The organism is Kurthia massiliensis (genome assembly GCF_000285555.1).
Lineage (GTDB): Bacteria > Bacillota > Bacilli > Bacillales_A > Planococcaceae > Kurthia > Kurthia massiliensis.
Genome location: NZ_HE611001.1, coordinates 24,248 through 47,973 on the forward strand (window position 1 = coordinate 24,248; position 23,726 = coordinate 47,973).

General features: G+C 41.4%; 20 protein-coding genes and 1 riboswitch. Of the genes, 1 reads left to right on the forward strand and 19 read right to left on the reverse strand.

Going from position 1 to position 23,726, the window contains the following annotated elements:
- Positions 1 to 43 precede the first annotated feature (43 nt).
- From KMHG_RS12975 to gltB, 10 genes are all read right to left on the reverse strand, one after another.
- The gene (locus KMHG_RS12975) at positions 44 to 1,396 is read right to left on the reverse strand and encodes a bifunctional metallophosphatase/5'-nucleotidase (protein ID WP_010290125.1); all 1,353 of its coding nucleotides are present in this window, start codon (positions 1,394 to 1,396) and stop codon (positions 44 to 46) included.
- A 13-nt stretch (positions 1,397 to 1,409) separates the two neighbouring features.
- Positions 1,410 to 2,234 carry a sulfite exporter TauE/SafE family protein gene (locus tag KMHG_RS12980; RefSeq protein WP_010290126.1) on the reverse strand — a complete coding sequence of 275 codons (825 nt, stop codon included), beginning with the start codon at positions 2,232 to 2,234 and terminating at the stop codon, positions 1,410 to 1,412.
- Positions 2,235 to 3,101: a DUF72 domain-containing protein gene (locus KMHG_RS12985; RefSeq protein ID WP_010290127.1), complete on the reverse strand. Its 867-nt coding sequence runs from the start codon at positions 3,099 to 3,101 to the stop codon at positions 2,235 to 2,237.
- Positions 3,102 to 3,227: 126 nt separating this feature from the next.
- A complete protein-coding gene (gene sufB, locus KMHG_RS12990) occupies positions 3,228 to 4,625 on the reverse strand; it encodes a Fe-S cluster assembly protein SufB (protein WP_010290130.1) in 1,398 nt (465 codons plus the stop codon).
- Between the two features lie 21 nt (positions 4,626 to 4,646).
- Positions 4,647 to 5,081, reverse strand: coding sequence for a Fe-S cluster assembly sulfur transfer protein SufU (sufU, locus tag KMHG_RS12995; protein WP_010290132.1), 435 nt, complete (start codon positions 5,079 to 5,081; stop codon positions 4,647 to 4,649).
- The gene (locus tag KMHG_RS13000) at positions 5,074 to 6,300 is read right to left on the reverse strand and encodes a cysteine desulfurase (protein ID WP_010290134.1); all 1,227 of its coding nucleotides are present in this window, start codon (positions 6,298 to 6,300) and stop codon (positions 5,074 to 5,076) included. Before KMHG_RS13000 ends, sufU begins: the two co-directional genes overlap by 8 nt.
- Positions 6,300 to 7,607: a Fe-S cluster assembly protein SufD gene (gene sufD / locus KMHG_RS13005; protein ID WP_010290139.1), complete on the reverse strand. Its 1,308-nt coding sequence runs from the start codon at positions 7,605 to 7,607 to the stop codon at positions 6,300 to 6,302. The genes KMHG_RS13000 and sufD overlap by 1 nt, the downstream gene beginning before the upstream one ends.
- Before the next feature lie 19 nt (positions 7,608 to 7,626).
- The gene (gene sufC, locus KMHG_RS13010) at positions 7,627 to 8,409 is read right to left on the reverse strand and encodes a Fe-S cluster assembly ATPase SufC (RefSeq protein ID WP_010290141.1); all 783 of its coding nucleotides are present in this window, start codon (positions 8,407 to 8,409) and stop codon (positions 7,627 to 7,629) included.
- A gap of 397 nt (positions 8,410 to 8,806) precedes the next feature.
- Positions 8,807 to 10,288: a glutamate synthase subunit beta gene (locus KMHG_RS13015; RefSeq protein WP_010290142.1), complete on the reverse strand. Its 1,482-nt coding sequence runs from the start codon at positions 10,286 to 10,288 to the stop codon at positions 8,807 to 8,809.
- A gap of 15 nt (positions 10,289 to 10,303) precedes the next feature.
- Positions 10,304 to 14,812, reverse strand: coding sequence for a glutamate synthase large subunit (gltB, locus tag KMHG_RS13020; RefSeq protein WP_010290143.1), 4,509 nt, complete (start codon positions 14,810 to 14,812; stop codon positions 10,304 to 10,306).
- Positions 14,813 to 14,919: 107 nt separating this feature from the next.
- Between gltB and gltC the strand changes: the two genes are divergently transcribed.
- A complete protein-coding gene (gene gltC / locus KMHG_RS13025; RefSeq protein ID WP_010290144.1) occupies positions 14,920 to 15,822 on the forward strand; it encodes a glutamate biosynthesis transcriptional regulator GltC in 903 nt (300 codons plus the stop codon).
- Positions 15,823 to 15,949: 127 nt separating this feature from the next.
- Here the strand turns inward: gltC and KMHG_RS13030 are convergent, their stop codons facing one another.
- The 9 genes from KMHG_RS13030 to KMHG_RS13070 form a co-directional block, all read right to left on the reverse strand.
- Complete coding sequence (locus tag KMHG_RS13030) at positions 15,950 to 16,789, reverse strand: MetQ/NlpA family ABC transporter substrate-binding protein (protein ID WP_010290147.1); 840 nt, start codon at positions 16,787 to 16,789, stop codon at positions 15,950 to 15,952.
- Positions 16,790 to 16,835: 46 nt separating this feature from the next.
- On the reverse strand, positions 16,836 to 17,504 hold the full coding sequence (locus KMHG_RS13035; protein WP_010290150.1) for a methionine ABC transporter permease: 669 nt from the start codon (positions 17,502 to 17,504) through the stop codon (positions 16,836 to 16,838).
- A complete protein-coding gene (locus tag KMHG_RS13040; RefSeq protein WP_010290151.1) occupies positions 17,494 to 18,519 on the reverse strand; it encodes a methionine ABC transporter ATP-binding protein in 1,026 nt (341 codons plus the stop codon). The genes KMHG_RS13035 and KMHG_RS13040 overlap by 11 nt, the downstream gene beginning before the upstream one ends.
- Positions 18,520 to 18,669: 150 nt before the next feature.
- A riboswitch (SAM riboswitch) is annotated at positions 18,670 to 18,774 on the reverse strand.
- A gap of 55 nt (positions 18,775 to 18,829) precedes the next feature.
- A complete protein-coding gene (locus KMHG_RS13045) occupies positions 18,830 to 19,144 on the reverse strand; it encodes a thioredoxin family protein (protein ID WP_010290152.1) in 315 nt (104 codons plus the stop codon).
- Between the two features lie 12 nt (positions 19,145 to 19,156).
- Positions 19,157 to 19,501 (reverse strand): toprim domain-containing protein, encoded by a 345-nt coding sequence (locus tag KMHG_RS13050; RefSeq protein ID WP_010290153.1) that lies wholly within the window; start codon positions 19,499 to 19,501, stop codon positions 19,157 to 19,159.
- Between the two features lie 126 nt (positions 19,502 to 19,627).
- Complete coding sequence (gene gcvH, locus KMHG_RS13055; protein ID WP_010290154.1) at positions 19,628 to 20,008, reverse strand: glycine cleavage system protein GcvH; 381 nt, start codon at positions 20,006 to 20,008, stop codon at positions 19,628 to 19,630.
- Positions 20,009 to 20,153: 145 nt separating this feature from the next.
- Positions 20,154 to 20,510: an arsenate reductase family protein gene (locus tag KMHG_RS13060; RefSeq protein WP_010290155.1), complete on the reverse strand. Its 357-nt coding sequence runs from the start codon at positions 20,508 to 20,510 to the stop codon at positions 20,154 to 20,156.
- A 197-nt stretch (positions 20,511 to 20,707) separates the two neighbouring features.
- Complete coding sequence (locus tag KMHG_RS13065) at positions 20,708 to 22,492, reverse strand: acyl-CoA dehydrogenase FadE (protein ID WP_010290158.1); 1,785 nt, start codon at positions 22,490 to 22,492, stop codon at positions 20,708 to 20,710.
- A 47-nt stretch (positions 22,493 to 22,539) separates the two neighbouring features.
- Entirely contained in the window at positions 22,540 to 23,712 is a 1,173-nt protein-coding gene (locus tag KMHG_RS13070) for an acetyl-CoA C-acetyltransferase (RefSeq protein ID WP_010290159.1), read from the reverse strand.
- Between the last annotated feature and the right edge of the window lie 14 nt (positions 23,713 to 23,726).

The following is a 23,726-nucleotide window of genomic DNA, read 5'->3' on the forward strand; positions in this document are numbered from 1 at the left end:
ACTATACATAGTAAGAAAAATATCTAATTTTCTAAAATTAATATTATGCGAAGTACTTGTGTCCATAAATGGTCAAAATATCGCGTAAAAACTGCGGTAATAAATACGTTTTTGGTAAGTTTTTTAGCTCTGGGAAAAACCACCCAAACGTGAACATATCTAATGTCACGAGCTTTACGATCTCTGTTTTTTCAACTTTCTTGCCATTCACATAAACAGCTTGTTGTTGCTTTTCAAAGCCATACGTTAACATTTTTCCGACAACGTTCCCTCTAAACCCTAATCCACGCAATTCTTTCCGCGGCCAATCGTGTGCTTGCTCAATCATCGTTAAAATGTCGTAGAGCTGCGCGCCTGTCAATTCAAATAAACATGCGTTAATCGGGTGTGGCAACATTTTGTGAATATCAAATGCTGTTACTGCGCCTTTTTCCATATCCGTTAAAAAAATGCCTGCGTTGAAAAATGCACAGTCAGCATTAGAGAAATCTAGCAACGCTTCCGCAAAGAAATCAGAGAGCTTTGAGTAGTGATACCATTCTTTATTGTAAAAACGCGTTGTCTCAAATACAGTCACATCTAATAACGATTCACCATACGCCTTTTGCGCCGCAATTTCACGATGTTCACCGCGCTCCGCTGGTAGCGTTAATGTGTCGATCAACGTCGTCGTAACAGTCGGCTGTCCATCGTTAAATGAAATAATAGAGTGACCGATATAACGTCCGTACTTACCTCCACCTGTTAATAACGACTGATGCACACGTTTCCCTTCTTTTAATACATGATGCGTATGCGCGCCAAAAATTAAAGCTAAATCGGGCTCTCGTTCTGCCAACTTTTCATCAGCTGTTAAGCCTAAATGCGATAAACAAACGATCATATCTGCTTGTTGTTTCACTTCCACAATCGATGCATGTAGCGCTTCAAAGGCGTCTTCAATACGCCACCCTAAGTTGTTGTAGTAATCCGGGAACGGGGCGGTTGCTGCGACAACACCTAGCTTAAAGCCTTCTGCTAACGTATAAATATGATACGGTTGTGCCCACGTTGGCAATTCCCCTGTCGGTTGTTTCAAATTGTTGACGATCACGTCAAACGCTGCTTCTTCATACAATGAATCGAGCGCCTCTTTCGCGAGTGTAATCCCTTCATTGTTGCCGATCGTCACCGCATCGTATCCTGCTTCGTTCAACAAAGGAATGCTCGATTTACCGAGTGTGGCCTCGGTGAAAATATTAGAGCGATCGATAAAATCACCGATATCAAAGACGAAACACGGCTCGTTATGTACATCATGCATCGCACGGCGTTGTTGTAAAAAACTACGCGTTCGTGGCCAAGAATCGAGATGACTATGCACATCGTTCGTATGGTAAATATGAATGTTCTCCAAATCTCTCACCTCTCTACATTAAACTCGATACGATTGAACGCACACCCATGATCAATAACATGACGCGTAAACAGAGCACGACGGTTTTCGATTGTAGACGTTTATTCAGTTCTGCACCGAGCTTGCCGCCAATCATCGCACCGATGATGACAGGAATGACGTAGTGCCAAGGCACATGTCCAAAATATATGTGTGCACCGGAGTTCACGATTGACGTTAAAAACACTAAAAACATCGACGTCGCGACTGCCACATGTGCAGGGAATAAAAATAAAATTAACATCATCGGCACGATCATCGAACCGCCACCGATACCAAACAATCCAGACGCAAAGCTAATAATAAAAGATGCGCCAATCGCAAACCAAATCGGATAACCGTACGTATACGTCTGTCCGTCAGCGTCCGTTAACGTCCGCTTCGTACCGTGTGCTACGAACCAATTGACTGGTTTCAAACGATCTCTCACCATTAAAATGATGGCTAATATAATCATTAATATCCCAAAATATAGCTCAAAAGACGGCACGTCCATAACGCGATTGACCGCCGCTCCTAATATGACTCCGGGAATACTACCGATGAAAAAAATAAACCCACTTTTATAATCGACGGTCTTCGCTTTCATATAGGCTAATGTCGATGACAAGCCCGTGAAAATCATCATCACAACAGATAAACCGACAATTTTTTGCGGCGTTAAATCCGCCATCATCCCTTGTGACACACCAAAATAAAGCAAGGCCGGCACTAAAATAATGCCACCACCAAGCCCGACGAGTGCGCCGACAATGCCTGATAGTACAGCAAATACTAAAATTAAAAACGCTGCTGTCATTTAAAAATCTCCTTCAAATAAACCGAGCTGCTTCGGTGCTAGCCCGTCGTAATGAATATTTAATAACGCTAACAATTCTTTCGCATTATGCGCTGCATCATGGGCGGAATTGTTATTAAAAATGACGTAGACGTGACGCACATGTTTAGCCATTTGTTGAATATGCTGCGCTAGCTCTGCTAATTCCGCTTCATTGTAGTTATACAAACAACGCACTTTGCGCCATTCTTCTTGGCTACGGCCATTTTGTAACCAACCGTGCACATTGCGTCCATGAATGCGTAGAAACGCGACGTCCGCTGTTGTAACAGGCGCTAGCGGTATAGAACCTTCGCCTGCTTGTGGCTCGTCACAAACTGTGTGAATGAGTTTTAAATCACTCAGTAAGCGCATCGTCCCTTCTGCAAATTGTTCACTATACCATGAACGATTACGAAATTCGATGGCCACTGGGAAATCGCCAAGTTGTTGTTTAACGTAGCGAATATATTGTACGTTCGGAAATGTACAATCAAACCACGGTGGAAACTGCATTAAAATGGCCGCGAGTTTACCCGCACGTTGAAATGGTGTAATCATTTGTCGAAACGCTTCAAACATATCGGTACGTGATTCAAAGTAAGGATCTTTCTCACCGCGCAAATGCCCCGTCATCCCTTTATAGCCTTTCACGATAAATTTGAACGACTCCGGTGTTTCATCAATCCACTTATGGACCGTTTTCTCTGATGGCATTGCGTAAAAGGACGTATCGACTTCAACGATTGGAAAATGGCCGCTATAATCAAACAAACGGTCACGTGCTGACGTTGTTTTACTATATACATCCGGATGATCACTCCATCCAGTTAAGCCTACATAAATCATGTAAAAAGCCTCCTTTTTAGTTATGCATATCATAACATAGCTATGTTTTACCCTCTACGCGCGTTGCTTAAATCCACAAAAAAACCTCCCGCATAAGCGAGAGGCTTTCTATAAGGAAAATCAGAATTAACCGATTGAACCTTCCATTTCAAATTTGATTAGGCGGTTCATTTCTACTGCGTATTCCATTGGAAGCTCTTTTGTGAATGGCTCAATGAAGCCCATTACGATCATTTCTGTAGCTTCTTGCTCAGAAATACCGCGGCTCATTAAGTAGAATAATTGTTCTTCAGATACTTTAGAAACTTTTGCTTCGTGTTCTAAAGAGATTTGATCATTCATTACTTCGTTGTATGGAATTGTATCAGAAGTTGATTCGTTATCCATGATTAATGTATCACATTCGATATTTGCACGAGCATTTGTCGCTTTTTTACCGAATTTCACTTGTCCACGGTAAGTTACGTTACCACCGTGTTTAGAGATTGATTTAGATACGATTGTTGAAGATGTGTTTGGAGCTAAGTGAATCATTTTCGCACCTGTATCTTGGTTTTGGCCACGGCCAGCGATTGCGATTGATAATGTCATACCACGTGCGCCTTCGCCTTTTAAGATACATGCTGGGTATTTCATTGTTAATTTAGAACCGATGTTACCATCAACCCATTCCATTGTACCGTGCTCTTCAACGACTGTACGTTTTGTTACTAAGTTGTACACGTTGTTTGCCCAGTTTTGGATTGTTGTATAACGGCAGTAAGCGTTCTTTTTAACGATGATTTCTACGACAGCTGAGTGTAGAGAGCTTGTTGTGTAAACAGGCGCTGTACAACCTTCTACGTAGTGTACTGATGCGTCATCATCAACGATAATTAGCGTACGTTCGAATTGACCCATGTTTTCAGAGTTAATACGGAAGTATGCTTGAAGTGGTGTATCTAATTTAACACCTTTTGGTACGTAGATGAATGAACCACCAGACCATACTGCAGAGTTAAGTGCTGAGAACTTGTTATCTGCAGGTGGAATTACTTTACCGAAGTATTCGCGGAATAAATCTTCGTTTTCTTTTAATGCTGAGTCTGTATCTTTGAATACAACGCCTAATTTTTCAAGGTCTTCTTTCATGTTGTGGTATACAACTTCAGATTCGTATTGTGCTGATACACCAGCAAGATATTTTTGTTCTGCTTCAGGAATACCTAATTTATCAAATGTTGCTTTGATTTCATCTGGTACTTCATCCCAAGATTTTTCTGCGCCTTCAGATGGTTTTACGTAGTACGTAATTTCATCGAAGTCTAGACCAGAAAGATCGCCACCCCATTGTGGCATTGGTTTTGAATAGAAAATATCTAAAGATTTTAGACGGAAATCTAACATCCATTGTGGTTCGTCTTTCATACGAGAAATTTCTTTTACGATTTCAGGAGTAAGACCACGTTCTGTACGGAAAATCGATACGTCTTTGTCGTGGAAACCATATTCGTACTCGCCGATTTCGGGCATATTTTTAGCCATTATTTCTCCTCCGTTCAAAGCTTATTTTTTGATTTGTTCATTAATCCCTTTTTCCATTGCTTTCCAAGCCAATGTTGCACATTTAATACGTGCTGGGAATTGAGATACACCTTGTAATGCTTCCACATCACCAAGGTCTAAATCTTCATCGTGTTCATGTCCTAGCATCATTTCTGAGAATGTGTGTGCTAGTTCAACCGCTTCTTCTACTGTTTTCCCTTTGATGATTTGCGTCATCATAGATGCTGATGACATTGAGATTGAACAGCCTTCACCTTCGAATTTCGCATCAGTAACGATGTTGTCATCGACTTGAAGTGTTAAGTGAATACGGTCACCACATGTAGGGTTATTCATATCAAGAGCTACGTTTGAGCCTTCAAGAATCCCTTTGTTACGTGGTTTTTTATAGTGATCCATAATAACGGAACGATATAGTTGATCTAAATTAGACATTTCCGAAATACTCCTTCGTGAATCGCACCCCGGCAGCAAGTTTGTCGATTTCTTCTTCCGTGTTGTACACGTAGAAGCTTGCACGTGCTGTTGCTGAGCAGTTTAACCATTTCATTAATGGTTGTGCACAGTGGTGACCAGCACGAACGGCAATACCTTGGCTGTCTAACGCTGTTGCTAAATCATGTGGGTGAACATCATCGATATTGAATGTCACAAGACCTGAGCGAAGTGCTGGATCTTGAGGGCCGTAAATTTCAAGGCCATCAATCGCTGTTAATTGTTCAAATGCGTATTTAGATAACGCTTGCTCATGCGCAATGATGTTATCCATACCGATTTCATTTAAGAAATCGATCGCCGCGCCCAAACCGATTGCGCCAGCAATAATTGGTGTACCTGCTTCGAATTTTGCTGGTAGATCTGCCCAAGTAGAATCGTAAAGACCTACGAAGTTGATCATTTCGCCACCAAATTCAACAGGTTCCATTTTTTCTAGGTGCTCTTTTTTACCATATAATACACCAACACCGGTTGGTCCGCACATTTTGTGACCTGAAAATGCTAAGAAATCGCAATCTAAATCTTGAACGTCTGTGTGGAAGTGAGGCACACCTTGTGCACCGTCAACGACCATTACAGCGCCATGTTTATGCGCGATTGCCGCAACTTCTTTAATCGGATTGTGCGTACCTAATACGTTTGAAGCAAATGTCATTGAAACGATTTTCGTTTTATCGGTAATCGCTTTTTCGATATCTGCCATTGCAAGCGTACCGTCTGCTTGCATATCAATATATTTTAAGGTTGCACCAGTAGCTTTCGCTAACTGTTGCCATGGAATTAAGTTTGAATGATGTTCCATATATGTGATGACAATTTCATCACCTTCTGAAACGTTAGCACGACCATAGCTTGCTGCAACCGTATTTAAACCAGTCGTTGTACCACGTGTGAAAATCACTTCTTCAGTTGATTTTGCATTGATAAACTGACGAACCTTTTCACGGGCGCCTTCATAAGCGTCTGTAGCACGGTTACCTAGCGTATGCACGCCACGGTGTACGTTTGAGTTATCTAACTCATAGTATTTTGATAGTGCTTCAATTACTTGAATTGGTTTTTGTGAAGTAGCCGCGCTGTCTAGATAAACAAGTGGGTTACCATTGATTTGTTGGTTTAAGATTGGAAAATAGCTACGAATGTCGTCTTTAATCATTATTTTACTTTCCCTTCAATAACCTCGATTAATTGTTTACGAACACCTTCGATTGGAAGTTGTGAAACAACTGGTTCAAGGAAGCCGTGAATTACAAGACGTTCTGCGTTTGCACGAGAAATACCGCGGCTCATTAAGTAGTAAAGTTGCATTTCATCAACGCGACCTACTGATGCTGCGTGTCCTGCTGTTACATCGTCTTCATCAATTAAAAGAATTGGGTTGGCATCGCCACGTGCGTCTGGAGAAAGCATTAATATGCGTGATTCTTGTTGTGCATCTGCTTTTGTTGCACCGTGTTCGATTTTACCGATACCGTTGAAGATCGCACGTGAAGCATCTTTCACAACTGCGTGTGTTAAGATGTTACCTTCTGAAGCTTTACCCCAGTTACGAACTTCTGTTGTGAAGTTTTGGTTTTGTTTACCGCGACCAATAACAACTGTTTTTGTATCAGCTTTAGAACCATCACCACGTAAGTGTGTAATGCTTTCAGCGATTGTATCGCCATCGTTCATTAAGCCAAGTGCCCAGTCGATTTCAGCGTCACGTAATGTTTCACCACGACGGTTTACATAAGTTGTGAAGCCTGCATCTAATGTGTCTACAGCGCCGAACGTAATTGTTGCGCCATCGCGAGCGATAACTTCAGTTACGATGTTTGCTTGACCGTTGTTAGAAGCAACGCCTGAGAAGTAGTTTTCTACGTAAGTTACTTTTGCATTTGTATCCGCTACGATTAATACGTGGTTGAATAGTGATGCATCAGCGTTATCTACGTAAAATACTGATTGTAATGGTTCAGCTACTTCAACATCTTTCGGTACGTAGATGAATACGCCACCGTTTACAAGTGCTGCATGAAGTGCTGTTAATTTATGTTCATTTACTTTGACAGCTTCAGTCATAAAGAATTTTTGAACTAAGTCACCGTGTTCTTTAATTGCTGTGAAAATATCTGTCATAATAACACCTTGTGCTTTAAGTTCTTCTGAAACTTGGATAAAAGCAGGTGTGTTGTTGCGTTGGATGTAAACGTTTTGTTGACCTTCAACGTCTACGATTTTTTTCACGTCTTCAGGTAGCTCTGCTAGTGAAGCGTAAGTGTCAGATGAAACTGTGTGGTTTGCGAATGAGAAGAAATCCCAGTCTTTTACACTTGTTTTATCTGGTTTGATCATATCTAAGTTTTCAACTTCCGCAAGAGCACGTTCACGAAGCTCTGCAAACCAAGTAGGTTCGCCTTGAGCTTCAGAGAAAGAGCGTACATCTTCGGTTGTTAAAGATAATTTTGTTTCAACCGCCATCTGTGCTCGTCCTCCTCGATTATGCTTCTTCTACTACTGCGTCTGTGTTTTTAATACCTAGTTCTTCTTTAATCCAGTCATAACCTTCAGCTTCTAAACGTTGTGCTAGTTCTTGACCGCCTGATTTTACAACTTTACCTTGCATCATTACGTGAACGTGGTCAGGTGTGATGTAGTTTAATAAGCGTTGGTAGTGAGTGATCATTAAGCAGCCGAAACCTTCGCCGCGCATTTCGTTAACACCTTTAGAAACAACTTTAAGTGCATCGATATCAAGACCTGAGTCGATTTCATCAAGGATTGCGAATTTTGGTTTGATCATCATTAATTGAAGAATTTCGTTACGTTTTTTCTCACCGCCAGAGAAACCTTCGTTTAAGTAACGTTGGCTCATTTCTTCTGGCATTTCTAAAAAGTCCATTGTTTTATCTAATTGTTTGATGAATTTCATGATTGAAATTTCATCGCCTTCTTCACGACGAGCGTTAATAGCTGAACGTAAGAAGTCTGCGTTTGTAACACCAGCGATTTCTGATGGATATTGCATTGCTAAGAAAAGACCAGCTTGTGCGCGTTCGTCTACTTCCATTTCTAATACGTTTTCACCATCAAGTAATACTTCACCTGAAGTTACTTCATATTTTGGGTGACCCATGATAGCTGAAGCTAATGTTGATTTACCAGTACCGTTTGGACCCATGATTGCGTGTACTTCGTTTGTATTTAGCGTTAAGTTAACGCCTTTTAAAATCTCCTTGTCTTCGATTGAAACATGAAGATCTTTAATTTCTAAAGTTGACATTCTAATACCCTCCGTTTGCGTTTCGCGAATGGCGTATCCATTCTTAATTTAACATCATTCTAATCTTAACCCAATTAAATTTTGATTGCAACCATTTGAATTTCATTCTCAAGTAGATAAAACAATCGTTGCTATTAAAACATTTCCTATAATATTAACGCCTTGAATTGTGTGGTGCCTTTAAAATTTTCTCATTTTCAATAAGCAACACCTAATTGAGAATCGATTTCAATAAAGCAATCTATTTCGTATCGGAACGATGATGATAAACCGCATTATAGCATGGTTTTTTGCGCATTTGCTATCGTTATGCCTTAATTTCTTCACGCATTTCAATATAAAAAAAAGAGCGTCGGATACGTATTTTCCTACGACATCATTCGCTCTTCCTTCATTATTATTGTGCAATTGCTTGAGAGGCTATATATTGTGCTACTTGTTCAGCCACTTCACGTCCTTCTTTGATGGCCCAAACAATCAATGATGGGCCGCGACGTGCATCACCTGCTGCATACATACCTGGTACGTTCGTTGTATAATCTTTACCGTTCGCACGGATACGATTGTTTAATACTTTTACACCAAACTGTTCTGCAAGTGGTGATTCAACGCCTTGGAAACCGATCGCGACGAATACGTAATCGACTGGCCATACTTTTTCTGTCCCTGGAATTTCTTCAAAGTATGCATAACCTTCATCGTTTACAATTTTATTCATTTGGATCGTATGCAGTTCTTTCACACGACCGTTTACGTCCGCAACGATTTTTTTCGTTTGAATGCAATATTCACGTGGGTCGCCACCAAATTTTGCGTCTGCTTCTGCATATGCATAATCCAATTTGTACACTTGTGGATCAGAAGGCCACGGTTGAGACGGTTGGCGTGTCGTCGGTAACGCTGGGTGTTTACCGAATTGGTGTACAGATTTACACCCTTGACGTACCGCTGTTGCGACACAGTCAGCACCGGTATCACCACCGCCGATAACGATAACATTTTTCCCTTTCACGTTTAACGCTTGGCCATCTTCAAAATTTGAATCTAATAAGCTTTTTGTCACACCATGTAAATAATCCATCGCCGGAATGACACCTTCTGCTTCGTAACCTTCTAAGCGTAATTCACGCGCTTTCGTCGCACCTGTTGCTAAAATGATTGCATCGTATTGTTGCTTTAGCTCCTCTGGTGTCACATCTTGGCCGACCGCTGTATTTAAAATGAAGCGAATACCTTCTGCTTCTAATAAATGAATGCGTCGCTCGACAATTTTTTTATCGAGTTTCATATTCGGAATACCGTACATGAGTAAACCGCCTGCACGATCGTCACGTTCATAAACCGTTACGTGATGACCGCGTTGATTTAATTCATCTGCAGCAGCAAGCCCTGCTGGACCTGAACCGATGACAGCGATATGTTTCGACGTACGGTTTTTTGGAATGCGTGGTGTCACCCAGCCCATTTCGAAACCTTTGTCGATAATCGATTGCTCAATACTTTTAATCGCAACAGACGGCTCATTAATACCGAGTACACAAGAGCCTTCACATGGCGCTGGACAAACACGCCCTGTAAATTCAGGGAAGTTGTTCGTCATTTGCAAACGTTCTAATGCTTCCTTCCATTGCCCTTTATATACGAGGTCGTTCCATTCCGGAATAAAGTTGTTAATCGGACAACCCGCTGCCATCCCGCGAATTTCAATCCCTATATGGCAAAATGGCGTACCACAGTCCATACAGCGTGCACCTTGCGTTTCTAGCTCCGAATCTGTTAAACGTTCCGTATATTCACCGAAGCTCTGAATGCGTTCTAGTGGTGCTTGTTCTCGAACCTTCTGTTTATCATATTCCATAAATCCTGTTGGTTTCCCCATACTAGACCACTCCTTTTATGATTTGCTTACGGTTTTTTTCGGTGACGTTACTAATGCGAATGCTTTCATCGCTGCTTCTTGCTCTGATAACCCTTGTTTTTCAAACGTATCAATATGTGCAAGCATATGTTTATAATCTGTCGGTACGACTTTGATGAAACGATCCATTTGATTCGCAAAATCATTTAGTACCGTTTTTGCTTTTGAACTATCTGTATAGTGCACTTGTTTTTCAAGTAGCTCTTTTAACAATTCCATATCGTGCTGTGTGAATTGCGTCGTAAATTCGATCATTTCTGTGTTGCACGTTGCTTTAAATGCTTCTGGGTTTGTCGGCATAACGTATGCAACGCCACCTGACATCCCTGCTCCGAAGTTTTTACCGACATCTCCTAAAATGACGACGTTTCCACCTGTCATATATTCCAGACCGTGGTCACCGATACCTTCGACGACAACATTTGCACCACTATTACGAACCGCAAAACGCTCACCCGCACGACCGTTAATAAACGCTTCACCACTTGTCGCACCGTATAAACATACGTTACCAGCGATCACATTTGATTCCTCGCTTCCTTTAATCGGTGCCGAAACGATCACTTTACCACCTGATAAACCTTTACCGAAGTAATCGTTCGCATCACCATCTACAGACATCGTCATCCCTTTTGGAATGAAGGCGCCGAAGCTTTGACCTGCTGACCCTTCGAAATGTAATTTAATCGTATCTTCCGGTAAACCGACTGCACCGTATTGCATCGAAATTTCACTGCCAACGATTGTACCGACTGCACGATCTGTATTTTTAATCGGGAACGTTAACGCAATCGGTGACGCATGTTTAATCGCGAAATCTGTACGTGGTAAAATTTCACGTAAATCTAACGTTTGATCTAATTGATGATCTTGTTCACGTTGCTTCGTACGTGGACCTTCCACTTGATGCAACAGTTTTGATAAATCTAAGTGACGCGCTTTCCAATGCGTTTTCGCGCGCTCGCTCACTTCTAATAAATCCGTGCGACCGACAAGTTCATCGAATGTACGGAAGCCTAACTTCGCCATATATTCGCGCACTTCTTCTGCGATAAACATCATGAAGTTCACGACGTGGTCTGGCGAACCCATAAATTTCGCACGTAGCTCTGGATTTTGTGTTGCAACGCCGACTGGGCACGTATCTAAGTGACATGCACGCATCATGACACAACCTAATACGATTAGTGGTGCCGTTGCGAAGCCAAACTCCTCTGCACCGAGTAGCGCTGCCATAATGACATCTTTCCCCGTCATTAACTTACCATCTGTTTCGAGCGTTACGCGGTCGCGAAGATGGTTCAGCATTAACGTTTGATGCGCTTCTGCTAGACCGAGCTCCCACGGTAAACCAGTATGTTTAATACTCGTCTTCGGCGATGCACCTGTACCGCCGTCGTAACCACTAATGACGATGACGTCTGCCGCACCTTTCGCCACACCTGCAGCAATCGTACCGACACCTGCTTTCGCAACAAGTTTCACTGAAATACGCGCGTGACGGTTTGCATTTTTCAAGTCGTAAATAAGCTCTGCCATATCTTCAATTGAATAAATATCATGGTGTGGTGGTGGTGAGATTAAGCCAACGCCTGTCGTTGAGCCACGAACGTTCGCTACCCACGGATACACTTTGTTCCCTGGTAACTGACCGCCTTCACCCGGTTTCGCACCTTGTGCCATTTTAATTTGTAGTTCATTAGCGTTCACTAAATAATGTGATTTCACACCGAAACGGCCTGATGCGATTTGTTTAATTTGTGAGCGACGTAAGTCTCCGTTCGCATCTCTCGTGAAACGATCTGGATCTTCCCCGCCTTCACCTGAATTCGATTTACCGCCAATACGGTTCATCGCAATCGCTAACGCTTCGTGTGCTTCTTGTGAAATCGAGCCGAACGACATCGCACCTGTTTTAAAACGTTTGACGATTGATTCAGCTGATTCGACTTCTTCGATTGGAATGCTTTCCGTTTGTTTAAACGTTAATAAATTACGCAAGAAACCTAAATGTTCCTCATTGGCCATTTCTGAATATTGGTGGAACAAGCCGAAATCATTTTTACGTGTCGCCCATTGTAACGTATGAATCGTTTTCGGGTTAAACGCATGATGTTCGCCGTTCGCACGCCATTGATATTCACTACCTGGTGGTAACCCTTTATCGCCTGATGCGATTGCTTGTTCATGACGACGACGCGCTTCCTCACCAATCGTTTGTAAATTAATACCGCCAAGTTGGCTCGCTGTCCCCGTAAAATGTGCATCAATCACTTCTTTAGAAATGCCGACTGCCTCAAAAATTTGTGCGCCACGGTAACTTTGGATTGTCGAGATCCCCATCTTCGACATCACTTTTACAACACCTTGTGCAGACGCATAATTGTAACGTTTCACCGCTTCTTCGTAACTAAATTGTAAATGGCCGTCTGTAATGGCTTGTTGTAGCGTCGCATATACTAAATATGGATTGATTGCATCGACACCGAAGCCGATTAATGTCGCGTGATGGTGCACTTCGCGTACTTCTGCACTTTCTACAATAATGCTCGCTTGTGTACGTTCCCCAACGCGCACAAGATGCTGATGCAGACTACTTGCTGCTAGTAACACCGGTAACATCGGTTGATGCACATCGACATTACGGTCTGATAAAATGATGAGCTCTGCACCTGTAGCAATTGCTTCATCTGCTTCTTTAGCGATACGTGCTAAATCGCTCGCCACATCATTCGTCATATATATATCGATGACAACTGATTTAAAATCAGTTTGCTGTTTTAATTGTGTTAATTGATTGTTTGTCAGTACTGGTGATTGTAAGAAAATACGCTTACACGTTTCAGCTGTCGGATGCAAAATGTTACCTTCTTTACCGAGTAGCGTCATCGTCGACGTCACTAAATGCTCGCGAATCGAGTCAATTGGTGGATTCGTCACTTGTGCAAACAACTGTTTGAAATAATGGAATAGCGATTGCGGCTTGTCTGATAATACAGCAAGCGGTGCATCGTTCCCCATTGAGCCAAGCGGATCCGTTTTCCCTTGAACGATTGGCACGATATATTTATGCACGTCTTCGAATGTGTAGCCGAAAATTTTCTGTTGCAACAATAAATTATCAATATTTTCTGACTCTTCTTGTTGTACTGGAAGTGTCACTAAGTTTTCGTCTAACCATTGTTGATACGGTTTTGCTGTTGCCATTTCATGCTTTAATTGTTCGTCCGCAACGATGCGGCCTTCTTCTAAATCGATGAGTAGCATTTTACCTGGACTTAAGCGGTCTTTGTAAACGACCTCTTCTTCTGTCACGTCGATAACACCGACTTCAGATGAATAAATAATATGATCATCTTTCGTCACGTAATAACGTGCTGGACGTAAGCCGTTTCGGTCTAAAATCGCACCGATTTGTTTACCGTTCGTAAAGGCGATTGACGTTGGGCCATCCCACGGTTCCATCAATGTGCTATTGTATTGATAAAATGCTTTTTTCTCCGGTGAGATGTGTGGGTTTTCTGTCCACGGTTCTGGAATCATCATCATCGCTGCTTCAGCAAGTGAACGTCCTGCTAAGACGAAAAATTCAAATGCGTTATCGACCATCGCAGAGTCAGAACCTTCCGCATTAATAATTGGCAATAATTTTTCAAGCTCATCGCCAAATACTTCTGAGGCAAATTTTTGCTCACGTGCTTTCATCCAGTTTGCATTACCGAGTACGGTGTTGATTTCGCCGTTATGGATAATGTAGCGGTTTGGATGGGCACGCTCCCAAGATGGGAATGTATTCGTTGAATAACGTGAGTGGACAAGCGCGATTGCTGACTTGAAGCGTTCATCTTGTAAGTCGGTATAAAATTGTGCCACTTCTTCAGGTGCAAGTAGCCCTTTAAAGACCATCGTTGCCGATGAGAAGCTTGGGCAATAAAATGTGAAGTTTTGTGCCTTCACCCAATTTTCAACACGTTTACGAATCATATATAATTTACGTTCAAATGTTAAGGAATTTTGTGACGTTTCACTCGCAATAAATACTTGTCGAACGACTGGTGCTGTTTTCTGTGCTGTCTCACTTAAGTTTTCTGCGTTTGTCGGCGCTGTACGCCAGCCAATTAACGTTTGTCCTTCTTCCGCAATGATGTCGTTAAACTTCGCTTCGATTTGTGCGCGTTCAGCCTCATCATTTGTAAAGAAAAATTGACCGACACCGTATTCGCCTTTCGGTGGTAACGCCCATTCAGTCACCTGACGGAAATAGCTATCTGGAATTTGTACCATGAGCCCTGCGCCATCACCCGTTTTGCCATCGCTGCCTCGACCTGCACGGTGTTCTAATCGACATAACATTTCTAAACCTTGCACGACGATGTTATGTGAAGGTTCATTTTTCAAACTTGCATAAAATCCAATACCACATGCATCATGCTCGAAATTCGGATCGTAAAGCCCTTTTTCTTTCAGAATATTTTGAAACGTCATAAAAATCCCTCCCTCGTGAGTCTATTTTAAATTCACAAATCCATGCAAACAATATATACTTTATATAGAATCAATCTAAAAAACAGATAAATTGGAGTTGACATGCCTTGGAATTACGACAACTACGCTATTTCGTGGCGGTTGCTGAGCGCGAGCATATTTCAGAAGCTGCCGAAAATTTACATGTTGCACAGTCTGCTGTCAGCAGACAAATCGCCAATTTGGAGGCTGAACTAGGGACAGAATTGTTCGAACGTATCGGCCGTAATGTCAAATTAACGCCAATCGGACATGTGTTTTTAGAACATGCCATCATCGCGTTAAAAGCGATCGACTTTGCAAAAAAACAAGTTGATGAATATTTAGACCCTGAAAAAGGGACGATTAAAATTGGTTTCCCGACAAGTTTAGCAAGCTTTCTTTTACCGACAGTTATTTCAGCTTTCAAAAAAGAACATCCAAATGTGTCGTTCCATTTACGACAAGGTTCTTACCGCTTTTTAATTAATGCGGTCAAAAATCGTGAACTGAATCTTGCCTTTTTAGGCCCTGTACCACAAAAAGATGAATTGATCGATACGAAAATTTTATTTACAGAAAATATTTCAGCGCTCGTGCCAGAAAATCATCCACTAGCAGAGAAAAAAGAAATTCAGCTCGGTGATTTACGTAACGAAGACTTCGTACTGTTCCCTGAACACTTTATTTTAAATAAAGTCGTTGTCGACGCGTGTAAGTCAGTTGGCTTCACGCCGAACATTTCATCCGAAGGTGAAGACATGGATGCTTTAAAAGGCCTTGTAGCGGCTGGTATCGGTATTACATTACTACCGGAGAGCGCCTTTTACGATGCAACGCCTCGTCGTACGGTTCGTTTATCATTAATCGAACCACCGTTTACACGTAACGTCGGGGTCATTTTCCCAACCACACGCGAACTTGCACCATCTGAAGAAATTTTCTTAGATTTTGTCAGCAATTTCTTCTCACGTTTAACTCAATTTAGATAACGAAAAAGCATCTATTCTAATGAGTAGATGCTTTTTTAGTGATTTTTAGAAAACGTTTACATTCACTATATATAATAGTAGAAACTAAAAAAACACCCACTGATGTGAGTGCTTTTTAAACCGTTCCTTATTTATCTACAGGAACAACTGAGCCGTCCCATTCTTCTAAAATGAAGTCTTGGATTTCTTTAGAATGTAGTACGTCTACTAATTTTTTCACTGCTTCGTTATCTTTATCTTTCGCGTTTACAGCGATGACATTTACGTAGTCAGAGTTAGAGTCTTCGATAGCGATTGAATCTTTCGTTGGTTTTAAACCTGCATCAAGTGCGTAGTTCGCATTGATCACGATTGCGTCGCCTTCGTCATTGTTGTACGTTTGTACAAGCATTTCAGGGCTAACTTTCGCTTCGATTTTGACGTTTTTAGGGTTTTTGTCGATATCTTTAATGACTGCAGCTGTTTTATCAACACCTTCTTTTAACGTAATTAAACCGTTTACTTCAAGTAATGATAAAATACGGCCTTGCTCTGCTACAGAGTTAGAGATGATAATTGTTGCGCCATCTGGTAGCTCATCTAATGATTTATATTTTTTAGAGTATACAGCCATCGGTTCTACGTGAACACCACCAGCGCTTACGATGTCGTAATCAGGGTTGTCTTTTAATTGTTGATCTAAGTAAGGTTGATGTTGGAAGTAGTTCGCATCAATTTCGCCTTCTGCTAAGTTTTTGTTTGGCAGTACGTAATCTTGATACTTTTTAATTTCTAAATCAACGCCTTCTTTTTCAAGAAGTGGTTTTGCTTCTTCTAAAATTTCAGCGTGCGGTACGTTTGAAGCACCGACAACTAATTTCGTTTCTTTGTCATCACCTGATGACGCATCATCTGAACCACATGCTGCTAAACCTAACGCTAATGATGCTGTTAATAAACTTGCGACTAATTTTTTTGAAGCTTTCATAAATCTCAATCCCCTTTTCTATCTTTATATTTGATATGCTTGCGCATTATCTTTTATCAATTTTTGCTGTAAAGAAGTCACCGATAAATTGGATAATGAAGACGATGACTAAAATTAAAATCGTTGCCATTAATGTGACATCGTTACGACCGCGTTGGAAACCGTCCATAAATGCTAAGTTCCCTAAACCACCCGCACCGATGACACCAGCCATCGCTGTGTAACCGACAAGGGCAACCGCTGTTACTGTAATACCTGAAATTAGTGCTGGTAATGATTCTGGAATCAATACTTTTGAAATGATTGTCCACGTTTTGGCACCCATTGAGCGAGATGCTTCAATGACGCCTTTATCAATTTCGCGTAAAGCGATTAATACCATACGTGCATAGAATGGTGCCGCACCGATCACAAGTGCTGGTAGTGCAGCGTTCGCGCCTAACATTGTGCCTAATAACCACTTTGTAAATGGAATTAATAGGATTACTAAAATAATGAATGGAATCGAACGGAATACGTTCACGAATGCACCTGTTAACCAGTTCGCAATTTTATTGGCCCACAGTTGATGTGGACTCGTTAAAAATAGGACGACGCCTAATACTAAACCGATAATAAACGTTAATACCGTTGAGATAGCAGTCATATATAGTGTTTCTTGCGTTGCTAACCACATTGCATCCCAATCGACATTCGGAAATAAATTAGTGAACATCGCTAATCACCTCCGACTTAATACCTTTGTTTGCTAAATATTGAATCGCATCTTGCACGTCTTTTTCCGCCCCTGTTAGTTGAACGATTAACGTTCCGTAAGGGCCACTTTTCGTCGGTGAAATGTTCCCGTGAATAATGTTGACGTCTACCGCAAATGTGCGAATAATTTCTGTAATGACCGGTTGCTCCGCTTGATCGCCGACGAAGAACAATTTAATTAGTTCACCTTCGCGGTAATCTTCTAGCATTTGTGCGATTGACTCTTTTTGACCGGTTGATGTCGCCTGCGATACGAAACGTTTCGTAATCGGCGCTTGTGGGTTTTGGAAGACGTCTAATACGTTTCCTTGCTCAACGACTTTCCCTGTTTCCATGACTGCAACACGATGACAAATTTTTCTGATGACGTGCATTTCATGTGTAATGAGTACGATCGTTAACCCGAGTTTTTCATTAATATTAACGAGTAAATCTAAAATCGCATCTGTCGTCTCTGGGTCAAGCGCAGATGTCGCTTCATCACAAAGTAACACTTTCGGATTGTTCGCTAACGCGCGGGCAATACCGACACGCTGCTTTTGACCACCTGAAAGTTGTGATGGATACGCATCATCGCGTCCTTCTAATCCGACAAGTGCAATTAATTCTTTAACGCGTTTTGCACGTTCTGATTTTTTCACACCCGCAATTTCTAATGGAAATGCGATGTTTTCTGCGACTGTACGTGACCATAAAAGATTGAAATGTTGGAACACCATACTAATACCGTGACGCGCATTACGTAATGCTGCGCCGCGTGCACTTGAGATGTTCACGCCATTTACTTCTACGAGTCCATCTGTCGGCTTTTCTAAACCGTTAAGCAGGCGAATCATCGTACTTTTACCTGCGCCACTGTAACCGATAATGCCAAAGATTTCGCTATCTTGGATTGTTAAATTCACATTATCGACAGCAGTTAGAGAACCGTTCGCTGTTTTATATTGTTTCGATACATTTTCTAACCGAATCACTGTCATTCCACCTTATTCTAAAACTTTTGAAATCTCAGACTATTAAATCTAGTTCCTGTCATTTTATAATGACTTTCCGTTTTTAGCAATAAATAAAAACCCTTCTGCAAAGAATAAGCAGAAGGGTTTAACATATCGTGTCAAACCGTTCTCTCATCTTTCAAAGTAAAACTTTGTGTGACTTGGCACCTTATCATATAACATGACGGTTGCCGGGTTTCATAGGGCACTTCCCTCCACCTCTCTCAATAAGAGTAACGACATAATTTGTATATTTATTTGATGTATTTACTTTAACATTCTGATTTTTTTACGTCAATGACTTATTTAAAATTTTTTCATACAAATTTGGTACGGATTGAAAAGCATACACTTTTTCACGCACTTTTCCGTTTTCAGAAATAAGTAAACACGGCACACTTTCAATTTGATAATCGTAAGCGATTTGTTCGATATAATTTAAATTTGCTTTTCCCATCGGTACGTTCGGAATGACTTTTTCCGTTACGTCCATCATTTTAGAAGCAACAGCACACGTACCACACATCGGTGTATATAAATAAAACGCTGTCACGTCATGCGTTGCTTTTTGTTGCTCCCACTCTTCACGAGACCATTCGTTCATGTAGTTCAGTCCTTATCTTGTTAAATACGCGGGGTTCACTTGAAAATTTGCATTTGCTAAAATGTAGGCTAAATATTCATATGGTGTATGTTCAACTTGCTTGTATTCGCGACGCGTGTATAAATGCTCAGCTGTCGGATAATACTGTTTGACGAGCTGACGAGATTTTTCACCGGAATGATCGGCATCAAACAATACGTAAAGATCGTTATCTTCATACGGTTCGAGCAATTCATCTAGACGATCTACGCTAATCGTACCGTTCGTACAAATGATATCTACCGGTTCATTTAATACGGGTAAAATCCGTAACTTATCTTGTCGGCCTTCGACAATCAATACTTTTTCTGTCATCATATGCGCCACCTCCAAAAGCTTCCCCGTCTTATACTTTAGTTATATCATAGTCGTTGTATACAGCCTATAAAAATGCTCGCAAAAAAAGAGACTGAGGTAAGCTCAGTCTCTTCGTATATCATATGATTATTCAGCGATTGCATCTTTGTATTGATCAGCTGTTAATAAAGCTTCTACGTCGGCTTCGTTTGCTGGTTCAATAACAACCATCCATGCTTGTTCGTATGGAGATTCGTTTACTAATTCTGGTGCATCTTCTAACGCTTCGTTTACTTCTAATACTTTACCAGCGATTGGTAAATATAGTTCAGAAACAGTTTTTACTGATTCAACGCTACCGAAAGAATCGCCCGCTGCGATTTCATCACCTACTGCAGGTAGTTCAACGAATACGATATCGCCTAGTTCTGATTGTGCAAATTCTGTAATACCGATTACTGCTTTACCGTCTTCTAATTTAACCCATTCGTGATCTTCTGTGTAACGTAAATTTGTTGGAACGCTCATTGTTCATTTCCCCCCGTGTATGTAAATTACATGTTTATTGTGTCACGTTTTTAGGCGTCTGACAAGTGTATTTCCGAACTTTGTAAAGGTCATACATCTTGATATAATAGCGTTTAGCACACTTTTTGAACGCCTATATTGGACACTATTTCCATGAATCTACGAATTCTTGCTCTTTAAAGCCTAAAGTTACTTTTTTACCGTCCGTTGTGAGAGGACGTTTAATTAACATACCATCTGATGCTAAAAGTGATAATTGTTCGTCTTCTGACATATTTGCTAGCTTATCTTTTAAGCCTAATTCACGATATTTCATACCAGACGTGTTAAAAAACTTTTTCAGTGGTAAACCGCTTGCTTCGTAAAAGCTTTTTAATTGTTCTTTCGTCGGCGTTTCAACCGTAATGTCGTGTGCGTCAAAAGCAATGCCTTGTTCCGTCATCCATTTTGATGCTTTTTTACATGTCGTACATTTTGGATAATGATAAAACTGAATCGTCATATCGCCCCTCCTCATTTTCTTATATTGTATAGACAATTCATTGCCTTTGCAAATAGAAACTGAATGGATGTTCACAACTATACAAAAAAGAGATAACGCGTAACCGTCATCTCTTTCTGTTTACATGGCCTACAGTAATATGGGAGTATTGTGTAGTTTTCACGGGTAAAGCCTCTTACTTCTTTACCCGAGTGATATTAAACGATGAACTTTTCAGCCGCGATTAACGCTTCCGCTGCTTGGCGTTTTAATTTAATCGTTTTCTTCGGTGCATAGCGACCGAATTTACGAAGTGCAGATAACATCATACGTTGATTATCGCCAGATGAAATGTTAACAAGCGTATCACGCGCTTCTGCTAAAATTGTTTCGAATGCCTCTTGACTGAAAATTTCTGTATATAGTAGCTTTTGAGTCGCTTTGTCGACACCATCGCGGTCGATTGCTTTTTGTGTACGTAATACCGCTGATTCGATGGCGAATAGTTGGTTCGCAATGTTCGCGATATTTACTAACACTTCTTGTTCTTGCTCTAATTTTTCACCGTATTTCAAAGCAGCTGTGCCCGCTGTTAACAATGCAATTTTCTTCGCCATTTTCACTAAATGTTTTTCTTGTGCTAATGGCTCATCTGAAATTTCTGCTGGTGTCATCGCTAAAATTTCTTGCTGTAGTGCTTGTGCTTGCTCAAGAAGTGGCAATTCACCTTTCATCGCTTTCTTCATGAACGTACCTGGCACGATTAAACGGTTAATTTCGTTCGTACCTTCGAAAATACGGTTAATACGAGAATCGCGGTAAATACGCTCTACTTCGTATTCAGCCATGTAGCCATAACCACCATGTAATTGCACCGCTTCATTAGCTACGTAGTCTAACACCTCTGAACCGAACACTTTATTAATTGAGCACTCAATCGCATATTCAGCAATCGCTTCTGCAATCTTTTTACCATCCGTTTTTTCCTCATCTGATAACTGCCCCATATTATCTTCAAAGTATCCAACTGTACGATAAATGAGTGATTCAGATGCGTAAATTTGTGCAGCCATATTCGCTAATTTTTCTTTCGTTAAGTTGAACGAAGAAATCGGTGTATTGAACTGTTTACGTTCATTCGTATATTGAATCGTTAAATCAAGTGCACGTTTTGATGAACCGATTGTACCGACACCTAATTTGTAACGACCGATATTTAAAATGTTGAACGCAATCACGTGACCGCGGCCTGCTTCACCGAGTAAGTTTTCTACCGGTACAGCGACATCTTCTAAAATCAGCGTACGTGTTGAAGACGATTTAATCCCCATTTTCTTTTCTTCAGCGCCTGTTGATACGCCTTCTAGCTCGCGGTCAACGATAAACGCTGTGAATTTTTCACCGTCAATTTTCGCATATACGACAAAGACGTCTGCGAATCCTGAGTTTGTGATCCATTGCTTTTCACCGTTTAAAATATAGTGTGTACCCGCTTCGTTTAAGCGCGCAGTTGTCTTCGCACCGAGCGCGTCACTACCAGAACCTGGCTCTGTTAATGCGTATGCTGCGATCAGTTCACCTGTTGCAAGTTTCGGTAAGTAACGTGATTTTTGGTCTTCATTTCCGAATAATACAATCGGTAATGAGCCAATCCCTACGTGGGCACCGTGCGTGATAGAGAAACCACCGACAACCGCCATTTTTTCTGTAATGAGCGCTGACGTGATTTTATCAAGACCTAAACCATCGTATTGCTCTGGTACGTCCGCTGCTAGTAAGCCTAGTTCACCCGCTTTTTTCAGCAATGCTACTGAATGTTCAAATTCATGATTTTCTAGCTTTTCAATGAGTGGGAAGACATCGTTTTTCACATAGTCTTCTGTCGTTTTTGCGATCATTTTGTGCTCGTCTGTGAAGTCCTCTGGCGTAAATACGCGATTAATATCTACGTCTTCTGTTAAGAAGCTACCGCCTTTAATAATGTTTACTGTGTTTTCTGTCATGATAAATTCCTCCCAAATGGTTATTGTCCCTTTGTGAAAATAATTGACTATAGTACTTCAAAGACGCCCGCAGCACCCATACCGCCGCCGATACACATCGTTACGACACCGTATTTTTTACCTTGGCGTTTCAATTCATGAATTAATTTCAGTGATAAAATAGCACCTGTTGCGCCTAGTGGGTGGCCTAACGCAATCGCGCCGCCGTTCACATTTACTTTTTCTAGGTCGATACCAAGTTCTTTGACAACTTGAATCGATTGTGACGCAAACGCTTCGTTAATTTCCCATAAATCGATATCTTCGATTGATAAACCAGCGATTTTTAGCGCTTTCGGTACAGCAACAATTGGACCGATACCCATCACTTCCGGTGGCACCCCTCCAACCGAAAATCCTAAAAATTTTGCAAGTGGTTGTATCCCTTGTTGTTCCGCATATTCGCGATCCATCACAAGTACTGCAGCAGCACCGTCTGATGTTTGCGATGCATTCCCCGCTGTAACAGAACCTTTTACGTTGAATGCTGGACGTAACTTCGCAAGTGTTTCCACTGTCGTTCCTGGACGTACCCCTTCGTCCATTTTGAACTCAAAACGTTTTTCTTGTAGCTTGTTGTCAGCATCTACATAGCGCTGTACGACAGGTACAGGGACGATTTGATCGTTGAAACGGCCTTCTTTAATGGCACGGATGGCATTTTCGTGTGAACGTACAGCAAATGCATCTTGTTCTTCTCGCGATACGCTATATTTCACAGCAACATTTTCTGCTGTATGACCCATACTCGTATAATATTGTGGTGCTTCTTCAGCAAGTGTAACGTTCGGACGTACGACATGGCCCATCATCGGCACCATCGTCATTGACTCTGCGCCACCTGCGATGATTGCTTTTGAATGCCCAAGCATAATACGCTCTGCCGCATTCGCAATCGTTTGTAAACCTGATGAACAGAAACGATTGACCGTTTGCGCTGGTGTCGTATCTGGTAAACCAGCAAGTGCACCGATATTACGTGCCATATTCATTCCTTGCTCTGCTTCTGGCATTGCGCAACCGATAATTAAATCATCGATCTCACCGTTGTAATTCGCACGTTTCAATGTTTCTTTGACAACAAGTGCCCCAAGATCATCTGGACGTACTGTTTTTAAAGAACCTTTCGTTGCTTTACCGACAGGTGTTCTAGCACCTGCTACAATTACTGCCTCACGCATAAGCGAGTCCCCCT

What these genes read in the sequence shown, in the direction of transcription:
- KMHG_RS12980 (WP_010290126.1), bottom strand. Translation starts at nt 2,234, where the DNA reads ATGACAGCAGCGTTTTTAATTTTAGTATTTGCTGTACTATCAGGCATT.
- KMHG_RS12985 (WP_010290127.1), bottom strand. Translation starts at nt 3,101, where the DNA reads ATGATTTATGTAGGCTTAACTGGATGGAGTGATCATCCGGATGTATAT.
- sufB (WP_010290130.1), bottom strand. Translation starts at nt 4,625, where the DNA reads ATGGCTAAAAATATGCCCGAAATCGGCGAGTACGAATATGGTTTCCAC.
- sufU (WP_010290132.1), bottom strand. Translation starts at nt 5,081, where the DNA reads ATGTCTAATTTAGATCAACTATATCGTTCCGTTATTATGGATCACTAT.
- KMHG_RS13000 (WP_010290134.1), bottom strand. Translation starts at nt 6,300, where the DNA reads ATGATTAAAGACGACATTCGTAGCTATTTTCCAATCTTAAACCAACAA.
- sufD (WP_010290139.1), bottom strand. Translation starts at nt 7,607, where the DNA reads ATGGCGGTTGAAACAAAATTATCTTTAACAACCGAAGATGTACGCTCT.
- sufC (WP_010290141.1), bottom strand. Translation starts at nt 8,409, where the DNA reads ATGTCAACTTTAGAAATTAAAGATCTTCATGTTTCAATCGAAGACAAG.
- KMHG_RS13015 (WP_010290142.1), bottom strand. Translation starts at nt 10,288, where the DNA reads ATGGGGAAACCAACAGGATTTATGGAATATGATAAACAGAAGGTTCGA.
- gltB (WP_010290143.1), bottom strand. Translation starts at nt 14,812, where the DNA reads ATGACGTTTCAAAATATTCTGAAAGAAAAAGGGCTTTACGATCCGAAT.
- KMHG_RS13030 (WP_010290147.1), bottom strand. Translation starts at nt 16,789, where the DNA reads ATGAAAGCTTCAAAAAAATTAGTCGCAAGTTTATTAACAGCATCATTA.
- KMHG_RS13035 (WP_010290150.1), bottom strand. Translation starts at nt 17,504, where the DNA reads ATGTTCACTAATTTATTTCCGAATGTCGATTGGGATGCAATGTGGTTA.
- KMHG_RS13045 (WP_010290152.1), bottom strand. Translation starts at nt 19,144, where the DNA reads ATGAACGAATGGTCTCGTGAAGAGTGGGAGCAACAAAAAGCAACGCAT.
- KMHG_RS13050 (WP_010290153.1), bottom strand. Translation starts at nt 19,501, where the DNA reads ATGATGACAGAAAAAGTATTGATTGTCGAAGGCCGACAAGATAAGTTA.
- gcvH (WP_010290154.1), bottom strand. Translation starts at nt 20,008, where the DNA reads ATGAGCGTTCCAACAAATTTACGTTACACAGAAGATCACGAATGGGTT.
- KMHG_RS13060 (WP_010290155.1), bottom strand. Translation starts at nt 20,510, where the DNA reads ATGACGATTCAGTTTTATCATTATCCAAAATGTACGACATGTAAAAAA.
- KMHG_RS13065 (WP_010290158.1), bottom strand. Translation starts at nt 22,492, where the DNA reads ATGACAGAAAACACAGTAAACATTATTAAAGGCGGTAGCTTCTTAACA.
- KMHG_RS13070 (WP_010290159.1), bottom strand. Translation starts at nt 23,712, where the DNA reads ATGCGTGAGGCAGTAATTGTAGCAGGTGCTAGAACACCTGTCGGTAAA.